General features: G+C 68.7%; 20 protein-coding genes. 9 read left to right on the forward strand and 11 right to left on the reverse strand.

Going from position 1 to position 22,908, the window contains the following annotated elements; translation table 11 throughout:
- Window positions 1-21: 21 nt before the first annotated feature.
- Window positions 22-2,928 carry an ankyrin repeat domain-containing protein gene (locus IFJ75_RS06895; protein ID WP_207931863.1) on the forward strand — a complete coding sequence of 969 codons (2,907 nt, stop codon included), beginning with the start codon at window positions 22-24 and terminating at the stop codon, window positions 2,926-2,928.
- An 86-nt stretch (window positions 2,929-3,014) separates the two neighbouring features.
- A complete protein-coding gene (locus IFJ75_RS06900; protein WP_207931864.1) occupies window positions 3,015-3,185 on the forward strand; it encodes a hypothetical protein in 171 nt (56 codons plus the stop codon).
- On the opposite strand, the gene IFJ75_RS06905 is transcribed toward IFJ75_RS06900, so the two are convergent.
- The gene (locus tag IFJ75_RS06905; protein ID WP_207931865.1) at window positions 3,182-3,376 is read right to left on the reverse strand and encodes a peptidoglycan-binding protein; all 195 of its coding nucleotides are present in this window, start codon (window positions 3,374-3,376) and stop codon (window positions 3,182-3,184) included. The two genes, IFJ75_RS06900 and IFJ75_RS06905, sit on opposite strands and share 4 nt — an antisense overlap.
- Window positions 3,377-3,497: 121 nt before the next feature.
- On the opposite strand from IFJ75_RS06905, the gene IFJ75_RS06910 reads away from it, so the two are divergent.
- From IFJ75_RS06910 to lexA, 4 genes are all read left to right on the forward strand, one after another.
- Window positions 3,498-4,088, forward strand: a complete 591-nt coding sequence (locus IFJ75_RS06910) for an anthranilate synthase component II (protein WP_207931866.1) — start codon at window positions 3,498-3,500, stop codon at window positions 4,086-4,088.
- A 4-nt stretch (window positions 4,089-4,092) separates the two neighbouring features.
- Window positions 4,093-5,133, forward strand: coding sequence for an anthranilate phosphoribosyltransferase (trpD, locus tag IFJ75_RS06915; RefSeq protein ID WP_225897032.1), 1,041 nt, complete (start codon window positions 4,093-4,095; stop codon window positions 5,131-5,133).
- A complete protein-coding gene (gene trpC / locus IFJ75_RS06920) occupies window positions 5,130-5,933 on the forward strand; it encodes an indole-3-glycerol phosphate synthase TrpC (RefSeq protein ID WP_207931868.1) in 804 nt (267 codons plus the stop codon). Before trpD ends, trpC begins: the two co-directional genes overlap by 4 nt.
- Window positions 5,934-6,185: 252 nt before the next feature.
- Window positions 6,186-6,881, forward strand: coding sequence for a transcriptional repressor LexA (lexA, locus tag IFJ75_RS06925; RefSeq protein ID WP_207931869.1), 696 nt, complete (start codon window positions 6,186-6,188; stop codon window positions 6,879-6,881).
- Window positions 6,882-7,029: 148 nt separating this feature from the next.
- Here lexA and IFJ75_RS06930 read toward each other — a convergent pair whose 3' ends face one another.
- Complete coding sequence (locus IFJ75_RS06930) at window positions 7,030-9,117, reverse strand: ComEC/Rec2 family competence protein (protein WP_225897033.1); 2,088 nt, start codon at window positions 9,115-9,117, stop codon at window positions 7,030-7,032.
- A 79-nt stretch (window positions 9,118-9,196) separates the two neighbouring features.
- Here IFJ75_RS06930 and gltX point away from each other — a divergent pair, with 79 nt between their 5' ends.
- Window positions 9,197-10,612 (forward strand): glutamate--tRNA ligase, encoded by a 1,416-nt coding sequence (gene gltX / locus IFJ75_RS06935; RefSeq protein ID WP_207931871.1) that lies wholly within the window; start codon window positions 9,197-9,199, stop codon window positions 10,610-10,612.
- Between the two features lie 64 nt (window positions 10,613-10,676).
- A complete protein-coding gene (gltA, locus tag IFJ75_RS06940; protein ID WP_207931872.1) occupies window positions 10,677-11,969 on the forward strand; it encodes a citrate synthase in 1,293 nt (430 codons plus the stop codon).
- A 77-nt stretch (window positions 11,970-12,046) separates the two neighbouring features.
- Here the strand turns inward: gltA and IFJ75_RS06945 are convergent, their stop codons facing one another.
- On the reverse strand, window positions 12,047-12,916 hold the full coding sequence (locus IFJ75_RS06945) for an aldo/keto reductase family oxidoreductase (protein WP_207931873.1): 870 nt from the start codon (window positions 12,914-12,916) through the stop codon (window positions 12,047-12,049).
- A 203-nt stretch (window positions 12,917-13,119) separates the two neighbouring features.
- On the opposite strand from IFJ75_RS06945, the gene IFJ75_RS06950 reads away from it, so the two are divergent.
- Complete coding sequence (locus IFJ75_RS06950) at window positions 13,120-14,196, forward strand: hypothetical protein (protein WP_207931874.1); 1,077 nt, start codon at window positions 13,120-13,122, stop codon at window positions 14,194-14,196.
- On the opposite strand, the gene lpxB is transcribed toward IFJ75_RS06950, so the two are convergent.
- From lpxB to IFJ75_RS06990, 8 genes are read right to left on the reverse strand one after another with little or no spacing between them, the layout of a single operon-like run.
- The gene (gene lpxB / locus IFJ75_RS06955; RefSeq protein ID WP_207931875.1) at window positions 14,193-15,341 is read right to left on the reverse strand and encodes a lipid-A-disaccharide synthase; all 1,149 of its coding nucleotides are present in this window, start codon (window positions 15,339-15,341) and stop codon (window positions 14,193-14,195) included. The two genes, IFJ75_RS06950 and lpxB, sit on opposite strands and share 4 nt — an antisense overlap.
- Window positions 15,338-16,189 carry a UDP-2,3-diacylglucosamine diphosphatase gene (gene lpxI / locus IFJ75_RS06960; protein ID WP_225897034.1) on the reverse strand — a complete coding sequence of 284 codons (852 nt, stop codon included), beginning with the start codon at window positions 16,187-16,189 and terminating at the stop codon, window positions 15,338-15,340. Before lpxI ends, lpxB begins: the two co-directional genes overlap by 4 nt.
- A 4-nt stretch (window positions 16,190-16,193) precedes the next feature.
- The gene (gene lpxA / locus IFJ75_RS06965) at window positions 16,194-16,982 is read right to left on the reverse strand and encodes an acyl-ACP--UDP-N-acetylglucosamine O-acyltransferase (RefSeq protein ID WP_207931877.1); all 789 of its coding nucleotides are present in this window, start codon (window positions 16,980-16,982) and stop codon (window positions 16,194-16,196) included.
- Between the two features lie 2 nt (window positions 16,983-16,984).
- On the reverse strand, window positions 16,985-17,470 hold the full coding sequence (fabZ, locus tag IFJ75_RS06970) for a 3-hydroxyacyl-ACP dehydratase FabZ (RefSeq protein WP_207931878.1): 486 nt from the start codon (window positions 17,468-17,470) through the stop codon (window positions 16,985-16,987).
- The gene (gene lpxD / locus IFJ75_RS06975; protein WP_207931879.1) at window positions 17,467-18,486 is read right to left on the reverse strand and encodes a UDP-3-O-(3-hydroxymyristoyl)glucosamine N-acyltransferase; all 1,020 of its coding nucleotides are present in this window, start codon (window positions 18,484-18,486) and stop codon (window positions 17,467-17,469) included. The genes fabZ and lpxD overlap by 4 nt, the downstream gene beginning before the upstream one ends.
- Window positions 18,487-18,502: 16 nt before the next feature.
- Complete coding sequence (locus IFJ75_RS06980; protein ID WP_207931880.1) at window positions 18,503-19,090, reverse strand: OmpH family outer membrane protein; 588 nt, start codon at window positions 19,088-19,090, stop codon at window positions 18,503-18,505.
- 37 nt (window positions 19,091-19,127) lie between these two features.
- Window positions 19,128-21,614 (reverse strand): outer membrane protein assembly factor BamA, encoded by a 2,487-nt coding sequence (bamA, locus tag IFJ75_RS06985; protein ID WP_404822078.1) that lies wholly within the window; start codon window positions 21,612-21,614, stop codon window positions 19,128-19,130.
- 29 nt (window positions 21,615-21,643) lie between these two features.
- Window positions 21,644-22,861, reverse strand: coding sequence for a M50 family metallopeptidase (locus IFJ75_RS06990; protein ID WP_207931882.1), 1,218 nt, complete (start codon window positions 22,859-22,861; stop codon window positions 21,644-21,646).
- Between the last annotated feature and the right edge of the window lie 47 nt (window positions 22,862-22,908).

A 22,908-nucleotide genomic window follows, 5' to 3' on the forward strand; every position in this document is an offset into this window, starting at 1 on the left:
GGGAACGGTCGGGGGCGTGGCGTGAAGATTTTCAAAGCGGTGCTTCCGGCCCTCTGCCTGGCGGGTTGCGTCGCCGCCTCGCCGAACGCCCCCCCCGGCCCGGACGCGGCCGATCCGCTGATGCTCGCCTTCTCCAGCCGTATCGAGACGCTGGAAGACCGGTCGCGCGCCAATGACCAGACCGCCCTGATCGCCCTGTCCATCGTCAAGGCCGAGGGGCTGCGCGGCGTGGCCGTCGATCCCGCCGGGGCGGCCGGCCTGCGCCGCCGGGGGCTCGCCGCCGGCGCTCCGACCCAGATCACCCAGTATATCCCCGGCATCAACGGCGCGCCCGGCCGCACCAACCTGATCATTCTTCCCGGTCACGGCTTCTCATCGGCCAGCCTGAGCCGCATCGACCACTGCGTGACGGCCTTGAAGGCGCGTTCGGCCGACACCGCGGCCTTCTTCCCGGATTTCGCGCTCTACGACGACGACAAGGCCTTGGCCGCGCACGAAGCCGCACAGGCCCAGGCGGCGGAAACCTGCGGCGGCGCCGAGCGCTACGGGACCCTGTCCCTGCTCTGGGACCGTGGCCGACCTTGGGGTGGTCGCGCCCTGCCCGACTGCAAAGAGCCTCGGGACCGCCGGTGCAAGGCCCTCTCCGACAAGATCGCCCGGCTGAACGCCCGCGACCCGGCCGCCGAGGCCCATGCCGCCGTGGCGCGCGGCGACGCGCGTCTCGGCGCCTTCAACTCGATCGGACCCATGCCACAGGGCTGGAGCCAGCCCGGCGTGGATTGCAAGCGCTGGACCCGCGAGATGGTCGGCAAATGGCACGTCAACCAGGACGTGGTTCTGCCCGGCGACCGCGAGCACACCTCCGCCTCGGTGGCCTTCATCGCCGCCTACAACCGCGCCGTCGTCACCGACCCGGCCTTCCCCTGGTCCGACGTCTGCGCCGAGACCCTGGTCGCGCCGTTGGATCACTATCCGGGCCCCGTGCGCCGGTGGACCGAGGCGGCGCGCTCCGGCGATCCCGCCCGTCTGGCCGAGGTTCCGGCCGGACAGGACATCAACGCCCCTGACGCTCTCGGCCTGACCGCCCTGGACTGGGCCATGCGGCGTCGCGACGAACCGATGGCGATGGCGCTGCTGGACGCCGGCGCCGATCCGACCCGCTTCGATCCCGATACGCCCTCGCCGCTCGCCCTCGCCCTGTCGCAGAAGCGCGTCGCCCTGGCCCGGCGATTGATCGACCGGGGTGCGCGGATGACGGGCGATCCCGGTGTCTGCGACTATGGCGGCCCCTGGGGCGGCGGGCCCGACCGGTCGAAAAACAACGGCTGTTCCTGGGCCGGGATGATGATCCAGGCCGGCGCCTTCGATCTTCTGGACGCCCAGGCGGCGGCCGGCGGGCTCGACCCCGTCCCGCCCCGCGAAATCTATATCGACACCTTGCCGGGGGCGCGCGACCCCGTCGTCTCCATCGATCCGATCAACGAGCTTCAGTCCGCCTTCGTCGCCGCCGTCGCCGCGGGGGACGCGACCGTGATCGACCGGCTGCTGCCCCATGTCGGTCACGACCTCGACAACGCCGAAGCCCCCTGGTCGGTGTTCGAGCCGCTGATCACCGGCGGGCATGAAGACCTGGCGCTGCGCTACGCCCGTGGCCGGGGCGCCGACGCCGCCCGGTCCGAGGCTGAAGCCGTCGTCTGGCGCGCCGCAGCCCAAGGCGCGCAGCTTCAGGCCCTGCTGTTCCTCGCGGACTACGGCGCCGAGCTGAACCTTCTTCCTGCCGACCGCCTGTCCGGCTGCGCCGCTGCGGCCCGGGTCGGCGACATGGAGGCCCTTCTGGCCTGTGTGAGCGAGGCCGGCGCGATCCGCACCCGGCTGCACGCCGCCATCCGCGCCGGAGATCTGGCCGCCGTCCGGTCCATCGTCGACGCCGCGTCCGACCTCAACGAGCGGGCCAAGGTCTCCCAGTTGTCGGTCGCGGTCCGGTCGGGAACCGCGCCCATGGTCCAGGCCATCCTGGGGCGCGGCGCCCGCCCGATCGATGTCTATCCGTCGCGCCGCACGGCCCGCTATGAAGGCGCCTTCAAGGCCCGTGCAGATGCGGTGCTGACGGCCGGCGCCACGCGGCCCGAGGACGCGGACGGGACGTCGCTCGTCCTTGTCGCGGCCCGGCGCGGAGACGCCGCCATGCTGCGCCATCTCGCCGAGGCCGGGGCCCGAAATCTTGTCGGTGCGCTTCAGACAGCGGGAAATCTCGGCAATCCGCCCCCGGGCCTGCCTGACGACCTGTTCCTGCGCGACCGTTCGATCGACAATGAGAACTTGCCCAACCGGGCCGTCGATCGCGATTTCCGCGCCTTCACCCTGCTGGCGGGCGAGACCGCGCGCGCCTATGGGCCCCAGAACCTTGAGACCGCCTTCGCCGGCGCCGTCTACAGCGGCTACAACGACGCGGCCGAGGCCCTGATCGCGGCGGGCTTCGACCTGTCTAGGGCGCGCAATCCGGCGCGGATCTGGTCGAACTGGTCGACCCTGGGCACGCCGTGCAAGCCCTCGACCGGCCGCATCCTGATCCGCGAGCGTCTCAGCGCCGTTTATCCCGCCGACGACTTCACCCACTGGCCGCCGTTGCACGCCGTTGCGGTGGGCTGCGCCGACGCCCGCTCCACCGAGCTTCTGGTTCGCGAAGGCGGAATGGCGGTCAACCAGATCGATGTCGACGGTCAGACGCCGCTGGACCGCGCGCGCCGCTACCGGCGCCCGCCGACCGTGGCCGTGCTCGAACGGCTGGGCGGCCTCGGCGCCTCGCAGGCGGCGCCGGCGGATCACGCCGCGCGTCAGGCCCGTCTGGCCACTGAAGAAGATCTCGATCTGGTTCAGGGCGAGAACGACCCCGACGCCCCGGCTCCCGCCGCCGGCGGCGCTCACTAGGGCCTGATCGCTTCTGGCGAAATCACCCTACGGATCAAAAAGGCCGTCTCCGCCGTTCCTTGGTGAACAACGAACGGAGATCGCTCATGTCGACCATCCAGGACAACCACGTCGAAGAGACCACGGAAGAGGCCCGTCAGGGCGAGAATGTGAAGGGCATGACCTCGGTTCTGGGCGTGTCGGTGGCGGCCGTCGCCATCGTCTTCGCCCTCCTCCTCCTGGTCTTCTTCGGCTTTACCAGCGGCTGGCTGGGCTAGTTCTCGAACTGGCCCTGATAGACCGGGTCCTTGATCGCGAAGCCCGGGCCCAGCACCATGACGCCCGCCAGCAGCACCGCGGCGCTGGCGGCCAGAAACGCCGCGCCCAGCGCGCCCAGCGAACTGGCCGGACGCTCGGGCGTCTCAACCAGTAGATCTCGGGCCTGTTCGATCTCGGCGGTGTTGATCACGCGTTGGGACTCATCCAGCAGGGACCCGATCTGACGCTGCGATGGTTAACGACCGGTGTCTATCCCGGCCCGCAGCAAGCTTCGGCTTGGCGCGGAGGATTTCAGGTCCTAGAACCGCCGCATGATCCTCGTCGTCGATAACTACGACAGCTTTACCTACAACCTCGTCCACTACCTCGCGGAACTGGGCGCGGAGACGCATGTCGTCCGCAACGACGACCTGACGACCGCCGAGGCCTGGGCGCTGAAACCCGAAGCCGTCCTGCTCTCGCCGGGCCCCTGCGCCCCCGACCAGGCCGGCATCTGCCTGCCGCTGATCGACACCGCGCCGCTGGACATGCCGATTCTGGGCGTCTGCCTGGGCCATCAGGCCATCGGTCAGGCCATGGGCGGCCACGTGGTGCGCGCCAAGGCCCTGATGCACGGCAAGACCTCGCCGATCCTCCATGAGGGCAAGGGCATGTTCGCCGGCCTGCCCTCGCCCTTCACCGCGACGCGCTACCATTCGCTGGCCGTGCAGCGCGAAACCCTGCCCAACACGCTTCAGGTCACCGCCTGGACCGAGGACGGCGAGATCATGGGCTTCCAGCACCACGAGCGGCCGATCCACGGGGTCCAGTTCCACCCCGAGTCGATCGCCACCGAACACGGTCATGAGATGCTGGCCAACTTCCTCGATCTGGCGGGCGTCAAACGTCTGGCCATGGTCTGAGCCTGTGGCGGAAGGTGGTTTCAAGCCGCTGCTGGCCAAGCTGGTCGACGGCAAACCCCTGACCTCGACCGAGGCCGGCGACTTCTTCGCCGCCTGTCTGCGCGGCGAGCCCACCCCGGCCCAGGTCGCCGCCGCCGTCACCGCCCTGCGCATGCGCGGCGAGACGGTCGACGAGATCGCCGCCTTCGCGGGCGAGATGCGCAAGGCCGCCCTGACGCTCGACCACGACTACGACGTCATCGACACCTGCGGCACCGGCGGCGACGGCGCCCACACCTTCAACATCTCCACGGCGGCGGCTCTTGTCCTCGCCGGCGCGGGTCTGAAGGTCGCCAAACACGGCAACCGGGCCATGAGCTCCAAATCCGGCTCGTCCGACGTCCTCGGGGTCCTCGGTGTGGACCTGACCGCCGGTCTGGACCAGCAGAAGGCGGCGCTGGACGAGGCCGGCATCGCCTTCCTCTTCGCCCCCGCCTACCACGGCGCCATGCGCCACGTCGGCCCGGTCCGCGCCGAGATCGGCTTCCGCACCGTCTTCAACCTGCTCGGCCCCCTGTCCAATCCGGCGGGCGCGCGGCGTCAGGTCATGGGCGTCTATGATCCCCGCCTGCTGGAGCCCCTCGCCGAGGTGCTCGGCCGCCTTGGCGCCACCCGGGCCTGGACCGTCCACGGCCAGGGTCTCGACGAACTGACCACCACGGGGCCCAGCGAGGTCGCGGAATGGAAGGACGGCGCCGTCCGCCGCTTCACCGTCACGCCCGAGGACGCCGGCCTGCCCCGCGCCGACATCGAGGCCCTGCGTGGCGGCGACGCCGAGACCAACGCCGAGGCCCTGACCGCCCTTCTGGCCGGCCGGACCGGTCCCTATCGCGACATTGTCCTGCTCAACGCCGCCGCCGCCCTCGTCGTCGCGGACAAGGCGGATGACCTCAAGTCCGGCGTCGCCCTCGCCGCCGCCGCCATCGACGACGGCAAGGCCGCCGACGCCCTCGCCGCTCTCGCCCGCATCACCTCCACGCCCCTGCCGATCGAAGACCTCGTATGACTGCCGCCCCTCGCGAAGACGTCCTTGCAAAGATCGCCGCCTACAAGCGCGAGGACGTCGCCGCGCGTAAGGCCGCCCAGTCGCAAGACCAGATCGAATCCCTGGCCATGATCGCCGGCATGCCGCGCGGCTTCCGTCACAGCCTCGAGAAACACGCCGCCCCCGGCCGTCCGGCCCTGATCGCCGAGATCAAGAAGGCCAGCCCCTCCAAGGGCCTGATCCGCGCCGACTTCAACCCGCCCGCCCTCGCAAAAGCCTATGAGGCCGGCGGCGCGGCCTGTCTGTCGGTCCTGACCGACGGCCCCAGCTTCCAGGGCGACGACGACTATCTGGTTCAGGCCCGGGCGGCGGTCGCCCTGCCCTGCCTGCGCAAGGATTTCCTCGTCGATCCCTGGCAGGTCGCCGAGAGCCGCGCGCTTGGAGCCGACTGCATCCTGATCATCCTGGCCATGATCGACGACGTTCTGGCGGGCGAGCTCCTGGCCGAGGCCCGCCGATTCGGCATGGACGCCCTGATCGAAACCCATGACGAGCTGGAAATGGGCCGCGCCGTCGCGCTGGGCGGCGACCTGATCGGGGTCAATAACCGTAGCCTGCGCACCTTCGAGGTCGACCTCGGCACGACCGCTCGCCTGTCGCATCTGGCCCCGAAGAACGCCCTTCTGGTCGCCGAGAGCGGGATCTTCACCCCTGACGACGTCGCCGACGTCTGCATGGCCGGCGCCCGCGCGATTCTGGTCGGCGAAAGCCTGATGCGCCAGCCGGACGTCGAGGCCGCGACGCGGGCCCTGCTGGATTGAGTTCACCTCTCCATTCGCGAAGGCGAATGGAGAGGACAGATCGGAGCGCAGCGACGATCAGGTAAGGGCTACACCGTATTGAAAATCGCTCACCGGAAACATCGCGTCGCCCCCTCCTGATCGCTGCGCGATCTGTCCTCCCCACGCACCTCCGCGCGTCGGGAGGTGAGCCGCTCCTGTTAAGTTGACATTAGTGAAGAACACTTACAGAACATCGACGACGGTTCACGTCTTGTTCTGAAGGCTCCTCCCATGCTCACGCGCAAGCAGCACGAACTCCTGATGTTCATCCACGAACGCATCAAGGAGACCGGCGTCTCGCCCTCGTTCGACGAGATGAAAGAGGCGCTGGATCTGGCGTCCAAATCGGGCATCCACCGGCTGATCACGGCGCTGGAGGAGCGCGGCTTCATCCGCCGCCTCGCCCACCGCGCCCGCGCCCTGGAGGTGACCAAGCTGCCGGAACAGGCGACGACGGGCCCGATTCGCGGTCGCGCCCCCTTCACCCCTGCGGTGATCGAGGGCGGCGGACGCTCGGCGCCGGTGTCCGAGGCCGCCAACGACACCCGCGAACTGGTTCTGGTCGGCAAGATCGCCGCCGGCGTGCCCATCGCCGCCATCCAGGGCGACAACGGCCGCTATCAGGTGCCCGAGGCCATGCTGGGCGCCGGCGAACACTACATGCTCGAGATCGAAGGCGATTCGATGATCGAGGCCGGCATCCTCAACGGCGATCTGGTGGTCATCAAACGCGTCGACACCGCCTCCTCGGGCGAGATCGTCGTGGCCCTGGTCGAGGGCGAGGAAGCCACCCTCAAACGCCTGCGCAAGAAGGGCCAGTCCATCGCCCTGGAGCCCGCCAACCGCAACTACGAGACCCGCATCTTCGGCCCCGACCAGGTCGAGGTCCAGGGCAAGCTGGTCGGCCTGATCCGCCAGTATCATTGAATACCTGACCCTCTCCCACAGGGAGAGGGAGGGACCCGCCGCGCAGCGGCGAGAGGGTGAGGGGTTCCGCCCTCACCGGTGAGCGACATGCCCCCTCACCCTTTCGGCTTCGCGCATCGCTACGCTCTGCGAGCCTCAAGCCCTCTCCCTATGGGAGAGGATTTGTCTTCGTCCACGGCCGATCCCCTCGCACATCCGCCGTCCAGACGGCCTCCCAGCCCGCGCCCCCATCTGACCCGGCGCGCCACAGCTCCACCGCCCCGCCGCGCGCGAAATCGACGCCGTCCAGCACCAGAGTGTCCGCGCACCCCGCCGGAACCGTCGCCACCCGCGCCCGAACGCTGACGACCGGCGCCGCCCCACACATGGCGCTTAGCACCTCCTCCGACGGCGGCTTCGTCCCCCACCACAGGGCCACGGGCGCCGCATCGCGCACCTGAGGCGCGCAGGCGAACCGCCCGCACACCCAGCCTTCGTCCGGACGGTCCGTCAGGGTCAGTCCTCGCCGCCGCGACCACAGGTCGGCCGCGAACTCGCGTACGCCCGGGCGCACCGCCACCGCCTCCTTGCCTGAGTGAAACGCCGCATTGGTCCCGCCGTCGCCGATCCATAGATCGGGCGTCGGCGCCCGGGGCCAGAGCATGACCGCCGCCGCCAGCGGCAGGCCCAGCCACCTCAGCCGCCCGCGCCACAGGCAGACGAACAGCACCCCGAGGAAGGCGATGGGCAGCACAAAGTCCGGCGCGCTCGCCACCGTCCTCACCGCCCCCGGCAGGCCCGCCGTCCAGTGGCCGATGACCAGCATCAGCTCGATCCCCTTGCCCGCCACCCATAGGAAGGGCGCGCCCAGCCCCACGGGCTCCAGCAAGGCCCCCAACGCCAGCGCCGGCATCATCACGAAATCCGCCATCGGCGAGGTCAGCAGATTGGCTCCCAGCCCATAGACGGCCGTCCGGTTGAAATGCTGCATGGCGAAGGGTCCGGTCGCCAGACCCGCGACCAGACTGGCCGTCACCGCCGCCGTGATCCATCCGCCGATCCTCTGGACGATCAGGATCGGCCAGGGCGCCGAAAGCTCCCTCACCCGCGCCGGCCAGGCCTCCACCAGCGCCACAAGCGCCGCCGTCGCCGCGAACGACATCTGGAAGCCCGGCGTCACTATGGCCTCGGGCTGGAGCGCCAGCACCACCAGGGCTGCGACCGCGAGCGCGTGCATGGTGATCGCCTGCCGGTCCAGCAGGATGGCCAGGAAGGCGATGGAATAGGTGATGGCCGCCCGCTCGGCCGGCGGCGGCGCGCCCGAGATCACCAGATAGGTCCCGACCGCGATCAGGCCCGCGACCGCCGCGACCTTCTTGCCCGACACCCTTAGCGCCACCCACGGCACGGCCGCCACGCCCAGCCGCACGGCGAAGAAGATGAAGCCGCCGACGACCGCCATATGCAAGCCCGAGATCGACAGGATGTGCGCCAGTCCGGAATCGCGCATGGCGTCCAGATCCTCGCGCGCGATCCAGGTCTCGTGCCCCGTGACCATGGCCGCCGCCACCCCGCCGGTGCGCGGCCCCAGCCGGTCGACGATCTTCTGCGCCAACGCAAACCGGATCGCATTCACCTTCATCGCCTGCCTCAGCCCCCACGGAGCCTCGGGCAGGACGGCGGGCCGCGTCGGCGACAGGGCGAAGGCCGTCCCGCCCATCCCCTCGAAGAAGGCGTTTCTCCCGAAATCATAGGCGCCCGGACTGGCCGGGGGCGGCGGCGGATTGAGGATGGCGAACAGGCGGATGGGCGTCCCCGGCGGCGGCGGATCGCCCTTCACCGTGGCCCTCAGCCGGATCGGCGTCGCCTCGGGCTCTAGACCCCGGATCCACACCGGCGCGACCACCACCCGGTGTCCGTTGGCGCCCGGACTGTCGACGTCCAGCACCCAGGCCTCGATCAGGGTCGGCGCGTCCAGCTCCGGCGCGATCGGCGCCGCGACCCGCTCGGTCCGAACCTTGGCCGCCGCCAGCCCAAGCGCCAGACACATCAGCAGCATCAGCGGCAGGGTCGCCGCTCGCGGCAGCCCCCTCGCCCGCGCCGCCAGCCACAGCCCGACCGCCAGCCCCGCCGCGACCAGCAGCGGCCACAGCGGAGGCTCGACCTTCAGTCCGAAATAGATCGCGCAGCCGCCGCCGAACGCCACCGGCGCCCACAACCGCCAGCGCAGCCCCTGTCCGCCGACCTCGTCGCGCACGAACGCGACGATCCTGTCTGGAAGGCTAGGCTTTGCCGCGTCGGGCGGTATAAGGGCGGCCCGTACGGACCTCCCTGCCATGACCTCTTCCTCCCCGACCGTCGTCACCCGCTTCGCCCCCTCGCCGACCGGTTCCCTGCACATCGGCGGCGCGAGAACGGCGCTATTCAACTACCTTTACGCGAAGGGGCGCAACGGCAAGTTCCTGATCCGTGTCGAGGACACCGATCGCGAGCGTTCGACCGATGAGGCGGTCAAGGCCATCTTCGACGGTCTGAGCTGGCTGGAGCTGTTCGCCGACGAGGAGCCGGTGTTCCAGTTCTCGCGCGCCGACCGCCACCGCGAGGTCGTCCAGACCCTGCTCGACAGCGGCCACGCCTATCGCGACTACACCACAGCCGAAGAGACCGGCCGTCTGCGCGACGAGGCCAAGGCCGAGCGCCGCAGCTTCGAATCCCCCTGGCGCGACCGCGTCGCCGCCGGGCTGGAGGCCGAACAGCCCTTCGTCGTCCGTTTCCGCCGTCCCCTGCCCGGCCGCGTCGAGGTTCAGGACGAGGTCCAGGGCGCGGTCAGCTGGGACAATGGCGACCTCGACGACCTGGTGCTGCTGCGCTCTGACGGCGCCCCGACCTATAATCTGGCCGTCGTCGTCGACGACCACGACATGGGCGTCACCCACGTCATCCGCGGCGACGACCATCTGAACAACGCCGCTCGCCAGTCGTTGATCTATGACGCCCTCGGCTGGCCCCGGCCCAGCTTCGCCCACATCCCCCTGATCCACGGGCCGGACGGCGCGAAACTGTCGAAACGCCACGGCGCCCAGGCCGTGCATGAGTATGCCGAGATGGGCTATCTGCCCGAGGCCATGCGCAACTACCTGGCCCGCCTCGGCTGGGCCCACGGCGATGACGAACTGTTCTCCGACGAACAGGCGCAGGAATGGTTCGACCTCTCCGGCGTCGGCAAGGCGCCAGCCCGTCTGGACTTCGACAAATTGGCCCACGTCAACGCCCACTGGATGCGGCTGGCCGCTGATGACGGCCTGGCCAAACAGGTCCTCGACCTCCACCTCGCGCGCGGCCATGTCCTGGGCGAGGACGACGAGGTACGCCTGACCCGCGCCATGCCCTTCCTCAAGGATCGCGCCAAGACCCTCAACGAGCTGGTCGATCAGACCGCCTTCGTCCTGCGCCGCCGTCCGCTGGTCATCTTCGAAAAGGCTCTGCCCCTGCTGGCGGGTGAGTCGGGCGAGCGTATCGGCCGCCTGCGCGACCGGCTGAAGCTGTTCGCCAGCTGGGACGTCTTCGCCCTCGAGGCCGAGCTCAAGGCCTTCGCCGAGGAAGAGGCCGTCGGCTTCGGAAAGATCGGCCCGGCCGTGCGCGCCGCCCTCACCGGAGACGGGATTTCGCCCGACATCGCCAAAACTCTTGCCGCTTTGGGGCGCGAAGAATCGCTCGGGCGCTTGGATGATGCGCTGCAACAGACTAAGTGACATTCACGAACAACAAGGGGTCCGGCGTCTCCCCGGCGCGGGCACTAATTTCCAAGGGGCTACAATGACTGAACCTGCCAAATCGGCGACCCTCACCCTCGGCGACAAGACCGTCGAATTGCCCGTTCTGACCGGTTCCACCGGCCCCGACGTCATCGATATCCGCAAGCTGTACGGCGCCACCGACGCCTTCACCTTCGACCCCGGCTTCACCTCGACGGCGGCTTGCGAAAGCGCCATCACCTACATCGACGGCGACGCCGGCGTGCTGCTGCACCGCGGCTATCCGATCGGCCAACTGGCCTCGCAGTCGAACTTCATCGAGACCTGCTACCTGTTGCTGCACGGCGAGCTGCCGACCGCCGCCCAGTATGCGGAGTTCGAGACCACCATCACGCGGCACACCATGCTGCACGCCCAGTTCGACCGCTTCTTCGAGGGCTTCCGTCGCGATGCCCACCCGATGTCGATCATGGTCGGCGCTGTCGGCGCCCTGTCGGCCTTCTATCACGACAGCCTGGACATCCATGATCCGGTCCAGCGCAACATCTCGGCTATCCGCCTGATCGCCAAGATGCCGACCATCGCCGCCCGCGCCTACAAGTACCACATCGGCCAGCCGTTCGTTTCGCCGCGCAACGACCTGTCCTATGCCGAGAACTTCCTGCGCATGTGCTTCGCCGTTCCGGCCGAGGACTATGTCGTCGATCCCAAGATGGCCAAGGCCATGGACCGGATCTTCACCCTGCACGCCGACCACGAGCAGAACGCCTCGACCTCGACCGTCCGTCTGGCCGGTTCGTCGGGCGCCAACCCCTTCGCCTGTATCGCCGCCGGCATCGCCTGCCTGTGGGGCCCGTCGCACGGCGGCGCCAACGAAGAGGCGCTGCTGATGCTCAAGGAAATCGGCACCCCGGACAAGATTCCGGAGTTCATCGAGGGCGTTAAGTCCAAGAAGTACAAGCTGATGGGCTTCGGTCACCGGGTCTACAAGAACTACGACCCGCGCGCGACCGTCATGAAGGAATCGGCGGACGAGATTCTCGAACTCATCGGCGCTGACAACGACCCCCTGTTCCAGGTCGCCAAGGAACTGGAACGCGTCGCCCTGTCCGACGAGTATTTCATCGAGCGGAAGCTGTTCCCGAACGTCGACTTCTATTCGGGCATCACCCTGTCGGCGATGGGCTTCCCCACCTCGATGTTCACCGTTCTGTTCGCCCTGGCCCGCACCGTGGGCTGGATCGCCCAGTGGGAAGAAATGCTGGCCGATCCGGCACAGAAGATCGGCCGCCCGCGTCAACTCTACACCGGCCCGACCGAACGCGACTTCGTGCCGATCAGCGCTCGCGGCTGATCGGACCGAAAGGTCTGAAATGCAAAACGCCGGAGCAAAAGCTCCGGCGTTTTTCTTTGGGCGATGATGTGCGGGGCTCAGCCCCCGATGGCGTCCAGCGCGGTCATGGCGGCCTCGTCCAGCACCAGATCGCCGGCCACCAGGTTCTCCTTCAGATGCCCCACGGACGAGGTGCCGGGGATCAGCAGGATGTTGGGCGAGCGCTTGAGCAGCCAGGCGAGCGCCACCTGCATCGGGGTCGCGCCCAGACCCGCCGCCACAGCGTTCAGGGCGTCCGACTGCAACGGGCTGAAGCCGCCCAGCGGGAAGAAGGGCACATAGGCGATACCCGCCTCATTCAGGCTGTCGATCAGGGCGTCGTCCTCGCGGTGCGCCAGGTTGTAGAGGTTCTGGACGCAGACGATCTGGGCCATCGACCGCCCCTCCTCGACCTGTTTCGCGGTGACGTTGCTCAGGCCGATGTTGCGGATCAGGCCCTGCCGCTGCAGGTCGACGACGACCCCCAGAAGTTCGGCGATGGAGCCCTCGGCCGGCCCGTGGGCCTCGCCCATCATGACCCTCAGATTGACCACATCCAGCGTCTCGAGCCCGAGATTGGTCAGGTTGTCATGCACCGCCCGCTCCAGCTCCGGGGCCGAAAACGCCGGCAGCCAGGCGCCCGTCTCGTCCCGCCGCGCCCCGATCTTGGTCACGAGAGTCAGGTCATCCGTATACGGATGAAGCGCCTCCCTGATCAGCCGGTTGGTGACATGGGGGCCGTAGAAGTCGCTCGTGTCGATATGGTCCACGCCCTGGGCCACGGCCTCGCGCAGCACGGCCAGGGCGGCGTCGTGATCCTTCGGCGGCCCGAACACGCCGGGCCCGGCCAGCTGCATCGCGCCATAGCCGAGCCGCTTCACGGTCCGGTCGCCCATCGTGTACGTGCCGACGATCGGGGAAATGGTCATGGGAAAGCTCCTTGTTCCGAGGCTGGAAGCTAGGCCCGCGACAGGCGCGCGATAAGCCGGACCAATCCGCATGGGCTGTTCGCCCTGGCGAACAATGGCTGCGTTGGTATGGCGAAGCTAAGGCCGATGACATCTCTGGATTGCGTGACTAGGCTGCCCTCCAGAAGGCGGCGTATCGGCCGCGCCCAAGGGAGGGAACGACCATGAGGCCTCTCGCGATCGCATCGGCCCTGCTGGTCGCCGCCTGCGCTGCGCCGACCACCCGGATCGAGCCCCTGCGCCTCGATGCGCAGGGCGCCGAGCCGGTCTTCCTGCACGACGCCGGAGGCTGGACCCTGTCGGCGGCCCGCCCCGTCTTCCCCATCACGGAGCGCTGGCCGGCGCTGAAGGGTCTGTCGGGCGCGGCGACCGCCGCCCCCTTCGGCTGCGGTCTGGCCGATGTGCATGGCGACTATTTCTCCGGCGACCGGGGCCGTCTCGCCTGCGTCTCGCGCGGTCCCGACGGCCGCCTGCGCCTGATCCGGCCGGCTGACCGGATGGAATATTCCCGGATCTATGACGCCGCGCCCGCGGACGGCGGCTATGTGGTCGTCGCCCGGCCTTACCGAAAGCGGTTCGCGCGCATCACCACCCTGTCGGCCGACGGCGCCGTGCTCCGGTCCATTGACCTGCCGGACACAGACGACCGGTCGTCCCCGGACCAGATCGTCATCCTGCCGACCGGTCGCATCGTCGTCCTGGTTCGCAGCGCCGGGACCTGTGAATGGCGGGTTCTCGAACGCGGCGGCGACGGCTTCACGCAGGTGTCGACCACCCCGGCCGACCATGCGTTTCAGTGCCAGACCCAAAATCACGGCGGCGGCGGCGTCATTCGCGATCAGGCGACCGGCCAGACCTGGCTGCGCCAGTTCTACCCCGACAAGAACGCCCTCTACCGCCTGGATGACAACACCGCCCAGGGACGCGGCCCGGCGACGCTCGTCGTCCGCGACATGGCCGCCCTCCTGCCGATGGACGTGGGATCGCAGCCGGCTCTGGTCTCGGTGCTGGACGGGGCCCTGTATTTCGAGGCCCCGTCGGTCTCCGGCCCCATCGTGGTCCGCTACGACATCGCCGCCGAAAAGCTCAGCCGCACCGACCTCAGGGCCGCGAGCGGACGCTGGCGTGACGCCGGCCGCGTTCAGGGGCTGATGCTGACCGGCAAGGCCGGGGACCGGATGCAGGTGGCGGTCATGACCCCCTCGAGCGCGATCGAGGTCCTGCCCGTCGCGCAGGACTAGCCGCGCGCGCCGATCACCTTGAGCACCGCCTCGGCGGCGATCTCGGACGGATCGCGCCCGCCCCGGCCCATCTTGTCCAGCGCCGCCGTCTGACGCGCCGACTGGGCCGCGCGCGCCTCGGGATCGTCCAGCAGGGCCGCGACCGCCCCCGCCAGCTTCTCGGGCGTCGCATCCTTCTGGATCAGCTCGGGCGCGATCATCTCGTCGGCGGCGGTGTTGAACAGGGTCGCGAACTTGCCCGTGAAGAAGGGCTTCATGATCGCATAGCTGAGACCGTCGAACCGGTAGGCGATGACCATCGGCGCTCCCGCCAGGGCCAGCTCGGTCGAGACCGTGCCGCTGGTCGCCAGCGCGGCCGTCGCGGCGCGCATGGCGTCGTATTTCTCGTCTTCCTGCACCAGATGCACGCGGAACGGCCAGGCGGCGACGCGGGCCGTGACGTCGGCCGCGACCGTACCCGCCACCACCACGGCGACCTCCAGCCCCGGATGGGTCCGGCGCAGCAGGGCGACCGCCTCGCCATAGACGGGCGTCATATGGCGGATCTCCGACGGCCGGCTGCCCGGCAGGATCAGCAACAGGGGCGTCTCCGCCGCCAGCCCGCGACCCTTGCGGAACCGCGCCCTGTCGGCGCTGTCCATGTCCACATGCAGGGCCTGGGACCCCACCACGGTCGTCGACAGCCCTTCGGCCTCGAACCACGGGGCGTCGAAGGTGTACAGCGCCAGCAGGTGATCCACTGCCCCGGCCAGTGTCTTGGCCCGCCCCGGCCGCGACGCCCAGACCTGCGGCCCGACGTATTTGATCAGCTTCACGCCCGGCAGGGCCTCGCGCAGCGCCTTGGCCACCCGGATGGTGAAGCCCCAGCTGTCGATCAGGACCACGGCGTCCGGCCGCTCCTTCACCGCCAGCGCCACCGTGTCCGCCACCCGCGCCTTGACCCGCTTGTAGGCCCTCAGGCCCTCGAGCCAGCCGAGGATGGACAGTTCGGCGATGTCGAACGGGCTCTCCACCCCCTCCGCCGCCATCTTCGGCCCGCCGACCCCGACGAAGGTCACGCCCGGCTCACGCGCCCGCAGCGCCTTCGCGAGGCCCGCGCCCAGCGCATCGCCCGACGCCTCGGCGGCGACCAGCATGATCTTCATGACCTGTCCCCCGACCGATCTTCCCCCCAGACGAACAGACCCAGCCGGTTCGCGGTCTCGATCAGGGCCGGCCGGTCGATCAGGATCAGCTTGCCCGCCACCCCGCCGACGCCCGCCAGCCCGGCCGCATGGGCCAGCTCCAGCGTCCGTGTCCCGATCACCGGCATGTCGACGCGCAGGTCCTGAATGGGTTTGGGCGCCTTGCCCAGCGCCCCCTTCAGCGCCCCGGCCGCCCCACGCAGATCGGCGGGCAGGCCGGCGACGCGCGTCAGCATGGCGTCCGTCCCCTCCTGGGCCTCGACCGCCAGCACCAGTCCGTCACAGACGACGGCGCCTTGGCCGATGTCCAGTTCCCCCGCCTTTTCCGCCACATGCAGGGCCTTCCTCAGGTCGGCCAGCTGGTCTTCCGTCGGCGAAACGGCGCCCAGAGCCCCTGGCTCCAGCGTCTCCCCGCCCAGGATGTCGTCGGCGCCCTCGACGGCATAGCCCTCGTTCTCGAACACCGACAGGATCTTGCGCAGCAGGGCGTCGTCGCCCCTGGTCGCCGCCGCGATGATGCCGGGCAGCAGGGTCGCCCCCTTCAGATCGGGCTTCAGGCTCTTGAAATCGGGCCGATTGACGGTGCCGGCGAAACAGACCGCCTTGCAGCCCGCCGCCTTCAACGCGGCCAGCGCCTTGCCCAGCTCGGCCATGCCGATTTCGGCGCCCGGATAGCGGACCAGATGCGGATCGGCGAAACCGGTCAGGCGGATCACGAACAGCGGCCGGTCCTCCGCCTCGCAGCGCGCCGCGATCGCCAGAGGCAGGGCCCCGCCCCCGGCGATGAGCCCGAGCTTGGGCGCGCTCACCGTCTTACTCGCCTGGGAGACAGAGCGGCCGCTTGCCGCCGTCGCGGATGAAGGCGACGATCTCCATGATCTCGGGCAGGTCGGCATAGGTCTGCTCGACCCCGTCCAGGCGGTCGGCGAACACCCCATCCGCTTCGAACAGGTCGCGGAAGGCGGCCAGCAGCCGGCGCACCGCGTCCTTGCCATAGCCCTTGCGCTTCAGCCCGATCAGATTGAGCCCGTGCAGTTGCGCGTGATTGCCCCAGGCTGAGCCATAGGGAATGACGTCGCGGGTCACGGCGGCCAGACCGCCGACGATGGCGCCCTGCCCCACCCGGCCGTTCTGGTGCACGGCGCACAGGCCGCCGAGGAAGACCTTGTCGCCGATCTGGGCATGGCCGCCCAGGGTCGCGTTATTGGCCATGACGACATTGCTGCCGACGACCGCGTCATGGCCGACGTGGGCGCCGGTCATGAACAGGTTGTTGGAGCCGACGCGCGTCACGCCCGTGCCCTGCGGCGTGCCCCGGTTGAAGGTCGAATGCTCGCGGATCGAGTTGTCCGACCCGATCTCCAGCCGCACCGGCTCGCCCTTGTAGCCGTTGTGCTGCGGGTCGCCGCCGATGACGGCGAAGGGATGGACGATGGTGCGGGCGCCGATCGCGGTGTCCTGCTGGACCACCACATGGCTGACCAGGGTGACGTTCTCGGCTAGGCTGACGCCGGGTCCGACGGTGCACCACGGCCCGATCTGCACCCCGTCGGCCAGCTGGGCCTCGGGATGGACGATGGCGGAGGGATGGATGGTGGTCATGATCAGGTCGCCGGCTGGTCGACCTTGACCACCATGGCCATGAACTCGGCCTCGGCGGCCAGCTTGTCGTCGATGAAGGTCTCGCCGCGGAACTTGTAGGCGTCGCCGCGCGCGCGGGTCACGATCACCTTCATCTTCAGCTGGTCGCCCGGCCGCGCGGGCTTGCGGAACCGCACCCCGTCGATCGACATGAACATGATGACCTTGTCCGCCACGGCGACGTCCATGGTCTTGGACATCAGCAGGGCGCCCGTCTGGGCCATGGCCTCGACGATCAGCACGCCCGGCATGACCGGATCGATCGGGAAATGGCCCGGGAAGAAGGGCTCGTTGTGGGTGACGTTCTTGATGCCGGTGATCGAGGTCCCCGGCACGAAGTCCTCGGCCTTGTCGACCAGCAGAAAGGGATAGCGGTGCGGCAGCCGCCGCATCACCTCGGCATAGTCGATCTTGACGTTTTCAGGGGCGGTTTCGGAGCCTTCGCTCATCCCTCTGATTCCTTCGTACGCTTCTTCGGGGCGACCTGTTTGGACACCCAGACCGTTTCGCGCAAGAATTGTCGAAGCGGTTTCGCGGGATAGCCGGACCAGACCTCGCCCGCCGGGATGTTGGCCAGGACCCCGCCGCCGGCCGCGACCGCCGCCCCGTCGCCGATGGTGATGTGGTCGCCGACCCCCGCCTGGCCGCCGAACATGACGCCGTCGCCGACCGTCACCGAGCCCGACAGACCGCTGTGCGCGGCCATCAGGACATTGCGGCCCAGAACGCAGTTGTGGCCGATCATGCAGAGGTTATCGATCTTGGTGTTCTCGCCGATGACGGTGTCGTCATAGGCGCCCCGGTCGATACAGGTGTTGGCGCCGACCGTGACTCCGTCCTGGATGATCACCCGGCCCAGTTGGGGGATGTCCACCGCCCCGGCCTTCGACCCGGCGGCGCCGAAGCCCGCCTCGCCGATCCGCGCCCCGGCATAGATCTTCACCCGGTCGCCGATCAGGGTGAAGCCGAGCGTGACGTTGGAGCCGATGGCGCAGTCGCGGCCGATCTGCACGCCCGGGCCGATGACCGTATTGGCTCCGATCCGTGTGCCCCGGCCGATGCGCGCGCCCTGGCCGATGACCACCCCGGGCTCCAGCACGACGCTGTCGTCCTCGCAGGCGTCATCGCGGCTCGACGCAGCGTCCAGCGTCCGGGCGCGGTGCAGCCGCAGGGACGCCCGCGCCCAGGCCGCCTGGGCCTCGCCGGAGGTGATGACCGCCACGCCCTCGGGAACCGCCTCGACGGCCGAGGCGGGCACGATCACGCAGCCGGCCTTGGTTTCCGCAAGGGCGGCTGCGAATTTGCGGTCGCCCAGAAACGACACCGCGCCCCGGTCCGCGGAGGACAGGGGCGCGACGGAGGCGATCTCGGTTTCGCCGCCCCGGACGACCGTCCCGCCGATAATCTCGGCCAGGGCGGTCGCCGTCAGGGACGGCAGGGTCTCGAAGAACCTGGTATCGGGCATGCGCCCGTTCCCGACCTTACTGGCCCTGCTGGACCGGAACCGGCATGCGGTTGAAGGTCAGCGTGGGCAGTTGGGCGTTCAGGCGGGTGATGACTTCACCCGTGACGTCCATGGCGGGGTTCATGATGAAGACGCTCTCGCGGTCCAGCATGATGCCGCAGCCCTTTTCCTGGTAGATGGCGACCAGAATCGGCTCGACGGCGACCGAGATCAGGCGGCGCTGTTCGCTGAGGGTGTAACGCAGCTCCTCTTCGCGGGTCTGCTGCAGCTGCTGGGCTTCCTGGGCGCGGGCCTGCAGGGCCTGGCGGCGCTGGTTCATCTGGTCGGCAGGGATGGTCGCCGCGCCCTGTTGCAGGGCGGTGGCCTCGGTCTGGATGGTGGTGGCGTAGGGCTGCAGCTCGCCCTGGACTTCGTTGGCCAGCGCGGTCATGCGCGTCTGGACCGACTGGCCGGCGCTCGACTGGGCCAGCATCTGCTGGTTGAAGAACACGCAGACGCCGGGGATCACCGGGCCGGGGTTTTGCGGGCCGGCGGTCTGGGCCGAGGCGGCCGATGCGGCGAAGAGCGAAGCCAGCGCGACGGCGCCGATAAGCAGGGTTTTCATTTCAGGCCTTTGTGCGGTCCTTTTGGACCTGCGGTTGTCAGAACTGGGTTGAAGTCGAGAAGCGGAAGGATTCCGTACGGTCGTAGTCTTCCTTGGACCAGACCTTGGAAATGTCGAAGCGGATCGGGCCCATCGGGGACTTCCAGTGGATGCTGACGCCGGAAGCGGCGCGCAGCGACAGGTCGTCGACGATGTTGGTGTCCTGCACCCCGGTCGAGGTCAGGGTGTAGCGGTCGTCAAGCACGCCCAGGGTGCCCACGTCGGTGAACAGCGAGGTCTTGATGCCGTAGGTGTCGGGCAGGAAGTTGGGCACGGTCAGTTCAACGGTTCCGACCGCGTAGAAGTTGCCGCCCAGGGCGTCGTTGGTCGACAGGTCGCGCGGACCCATGCCGGCCGTCTCGAAGCCGCGGAAAGTGTTGCCGCCGCGGAAGAAGCGGTCATTGATGCGCACCGCATCGCCCGACCAGCCGCTGACATAGCCGACCGAACCGTCGATGCTGACGATCCAGGCCGGGGTGAAGCCGTAGTAGGTGGAGGCCTCGACCTCGGTCTTGACGTAGTTCACGTCGCCGCCGACGCCCGCCAGATCCTGACGGACCGTGCCGTTCCAGCCGCGCGTCGGACGCACGGGGTCGTTGCGGCGGTCGATCGCCAGCGTATAGCCGACCGAGGAGTTCAGCGAGGCGCCGACCTGTTCGCACAGGGCCCGCGAGCCGCCGCCGCCGGTGGCGCAATAGCCGGTCGGGACGATGATCTCGTCGTCCTTGATGAAGTAGCGGGTGCTCAGGCGGGTATAGCCGTTAATCGGGTACGACAGACGCAGACCCGCGCCGGTCGAGCGATAGTCGAACGACGACTCGTCCTGGAAGTCATAGCGCGAGTGGAACAGGTCGAAGCCGGCGCCGATGTCGCGGCCCAGGAACTTGGGCTCGGTGAAGCGGAAGTCCAGCTGCTGGCGCAGCGAGCCCCATTCGGCGCGGGCCACGACGTTCTGGCCGCGGCCGCGGAAGTTCCGCTCGGTGACGCCCAGGTTGACCACGAAGCTGTCGACCGAGGAGAAGCCGGCGCCGACCGAAAGCTCGCCGGTCGGCTGTTCCTCGACCTTGACGTTGACCACGGTGCGGTCGGGCGCGGAGCCGCGCACCTCGTCGATGGTCACGTCCTTGAAGAAGCCCAGGGCGCGCAGATTGTTGCGCGAGCGCTCGATCAGGGTGCGGTTGAAGGCGTCGCCTTCGGTCAGCATCATCTCGCGGCGCACGACCGGGTCGATGGTGCGGGTGTTCCCGACCACATTGATGCGGTCGATATAGACCCGCTGGCCTTCGGAAATGTTGAAGGTGACGTCGACGGTGTCGGTCTCGGGATTGGCCCGGTAGCTCGGCTTGATGTCGACGAAGGCATAGCCCGCCGAACCGGCCGCGAAGGTCAGGGCGTCGACCGAGCTTTCGATCTTGTCGCTCTCGTACAGCTGGCCTTCCCGGATCGGGATCAGCAGCTTCAGGAAGTCGGCGTTCAGGCGGCTGTTTTCGGTGACGACGTTGATCTTGCCAAAATTGTACCGGTCGCCCTCGTCCACCGTCATCGTCAGGCCGAAGGCGTGGTCGTCGGGGACCAGTTCGGCGACGGCGGAGACGATGCGGAAGTCGTAATAGCCCCGGTTCGTATAGAATTTCCGCAGCTGCTCGCGGTCATAGTCCAGACGGTTGGGGTCGTAGTTGTCGTTGGAGCTGAACAGCCGGTACCAGGCCGATTCCTTGGTCACCATGACCTCGCGCAGCTCGCCGTCCGAATAGGCGGTGTTGCCCAGGAAGGTGATGGCCTGCAGGCCGGTTTCCGGACCCTCGTCGATCTCGAACACGACGTCGACGCGGTTCTGCTCCAGCTGGACCAGCTTGGGCGTCACGGTCGCCGAAATGCGGCCCGAGAGGCGGTACAGTTCGATGATCTTGCCGACGTCTTCCTGCACCTTGGCGCGGGTGTAGATGCCACGCGGGGCCAGGGTGACCTCTTCGTTCAGCTTCTTCTCCGAGAGGGCGCTGTTCCCCTCGAAGGTCACCTGGTTGATGATCGGGTTTTCGACGATCGAGACCACCAGGTCGCCGTTCGGTTGCAGGCCGATCTGGACGTTGGCGAACAGCTGGGTGCGGTTCAGGGTCCGGACCGCGACGTCCAGCAGGACGGAATCGACCGTGTCGCCGGGCTGGATCGGCAGATAGGACAGGACCGTGGTCTGGTCGATGCGCTGGTTGCCCTCGACCAGGATGCGGTTGACCACACCCGTCTCGGCCGGACGCGGCGCCGGAGCGGCGGCAGGCGCGGCCTGGGCCGGAGCCGTCTGAGCGGACGCGGGCGCCGCCGGAGCGGGAGGCGGCGTCTGGGCCGGAGCGGGGGTCGGAGCCGGCGCGGTCTGCGCCATGGCGGTTCCGCCCAGCCCGGCGGCGATGACAAGGGTCATCGCACTGCAGAGCGGGGCTCGGAAGCGGGCGGCCATGGCGGCGGGAGCACGTCGGTCGGTCATCATCATACGGGAAACCATCGGGGGCTGGCGTCGGCTCAACTGACGAGCCCGCCGAGGAATTTGAACAGGTTCAGCTTCTGCAAGTCGTTCCAGGTCGCGAACAACATCAAACCCGCCAGCAAAGCAAGACCGACCCGGTATCCCGCTTCCTGAACCCTGGCCGCCACGGGTTTCTGCGCCACAGCTTCATAGGCGTAGAATACGAGGTGGCCACCGTCCAGAACCGGGATGGGCATCAGGTTGATGAAGCCGATTCCGATCGAAAGTAAGGCGGCAAGGCTTGCCATGCTCAAGACGAGATTGATGGCGATGGCGAGCGGATCGGGGTTGGCGGCGATGGCCGCAGTGGTCACCGCGCCAGAGGCCTTGGCGATGCCCAGGGGGCCGCTCAATTGGTCGCCGGATTCCCGCCCGCTGAAGATGCGTCCGATATAGGTCAGGGTCGTGCCCAGCACGTCCCTGGTCTGCAGAACCCCCTGCCCGACCGCCTCGATCGGGTTGTAGCGCACATGGCGGGTCTCGCCTCGGGTCGGGGCCAGGATCAGGCCCAGACGACTGACGCTGATCCGACCGGCGACGGGGTCGTTCTCGATGCGGCGCTCGGGCGTCGCCGTGACCAGCATTTCAGCGCCGTTACGTTCGACGGTGAAGCGAATCGGATCCCCGGCGCTCAGCATGACCTTGGCGGTCACCTCGCGGGAATCCTTGATCGTGCGGCCGTTGATCTCGGTGATCACGTCTCCGGAGCGGAAGCCGGCGACGGCTGCGGGCGTCCCCGCCCCGACCTCGGCGACCCGGGCCGGGCTAAAGGTCTTGCCCAGGATCGAGAACATGACCGTGAAGATCAGTATGGCCAGGATGAAGTTCGCCACCGGCCCGCCGGCGGTGATCAGGGCCCGCTGCCACACGGGCTTGAAATGGAAATAGTCGCGCTCGGCGCCCGGACCGTTCTCGGCGATCACGCGCTGGCGCAGTTCGGCCAGACCGGCCTGGTCAGGCACGCTGGAGGCGTCCAGATCGCCCGCGAACTTCACATAGCCGCCCAGCGGCATCCAGCCCACGCGCCATTCGACGCCGTGCTTGTCCGTGCGGCTGAACAGGGCGCGGCCGAAACCGATGGCGAACCGGTCGATCTTCACCTTGAAGGCGCGCGCGACCCAGTAGTGGCCCAGTTCGTGGATGACGATCACAGGCGTCAGCACGACCATCACCGACAGGATGGCGATCAGGATCTGCCCAAGACCGTTCAGCATTCGCGTTTCTTACTCCCCGACCGCCGGAATGGCGGCCCCCCAAATCG

It is taken from the genome of Brevundimonas goettingensis (assembly GCF_017487405.1).
Classification (GTDB): Bacteria; Pseudomonadota; Alphaproteobacteria; order Caulobacterales; family Caulobacteraceae; genus Brevundimonas; species Brevundimonas goettingensis.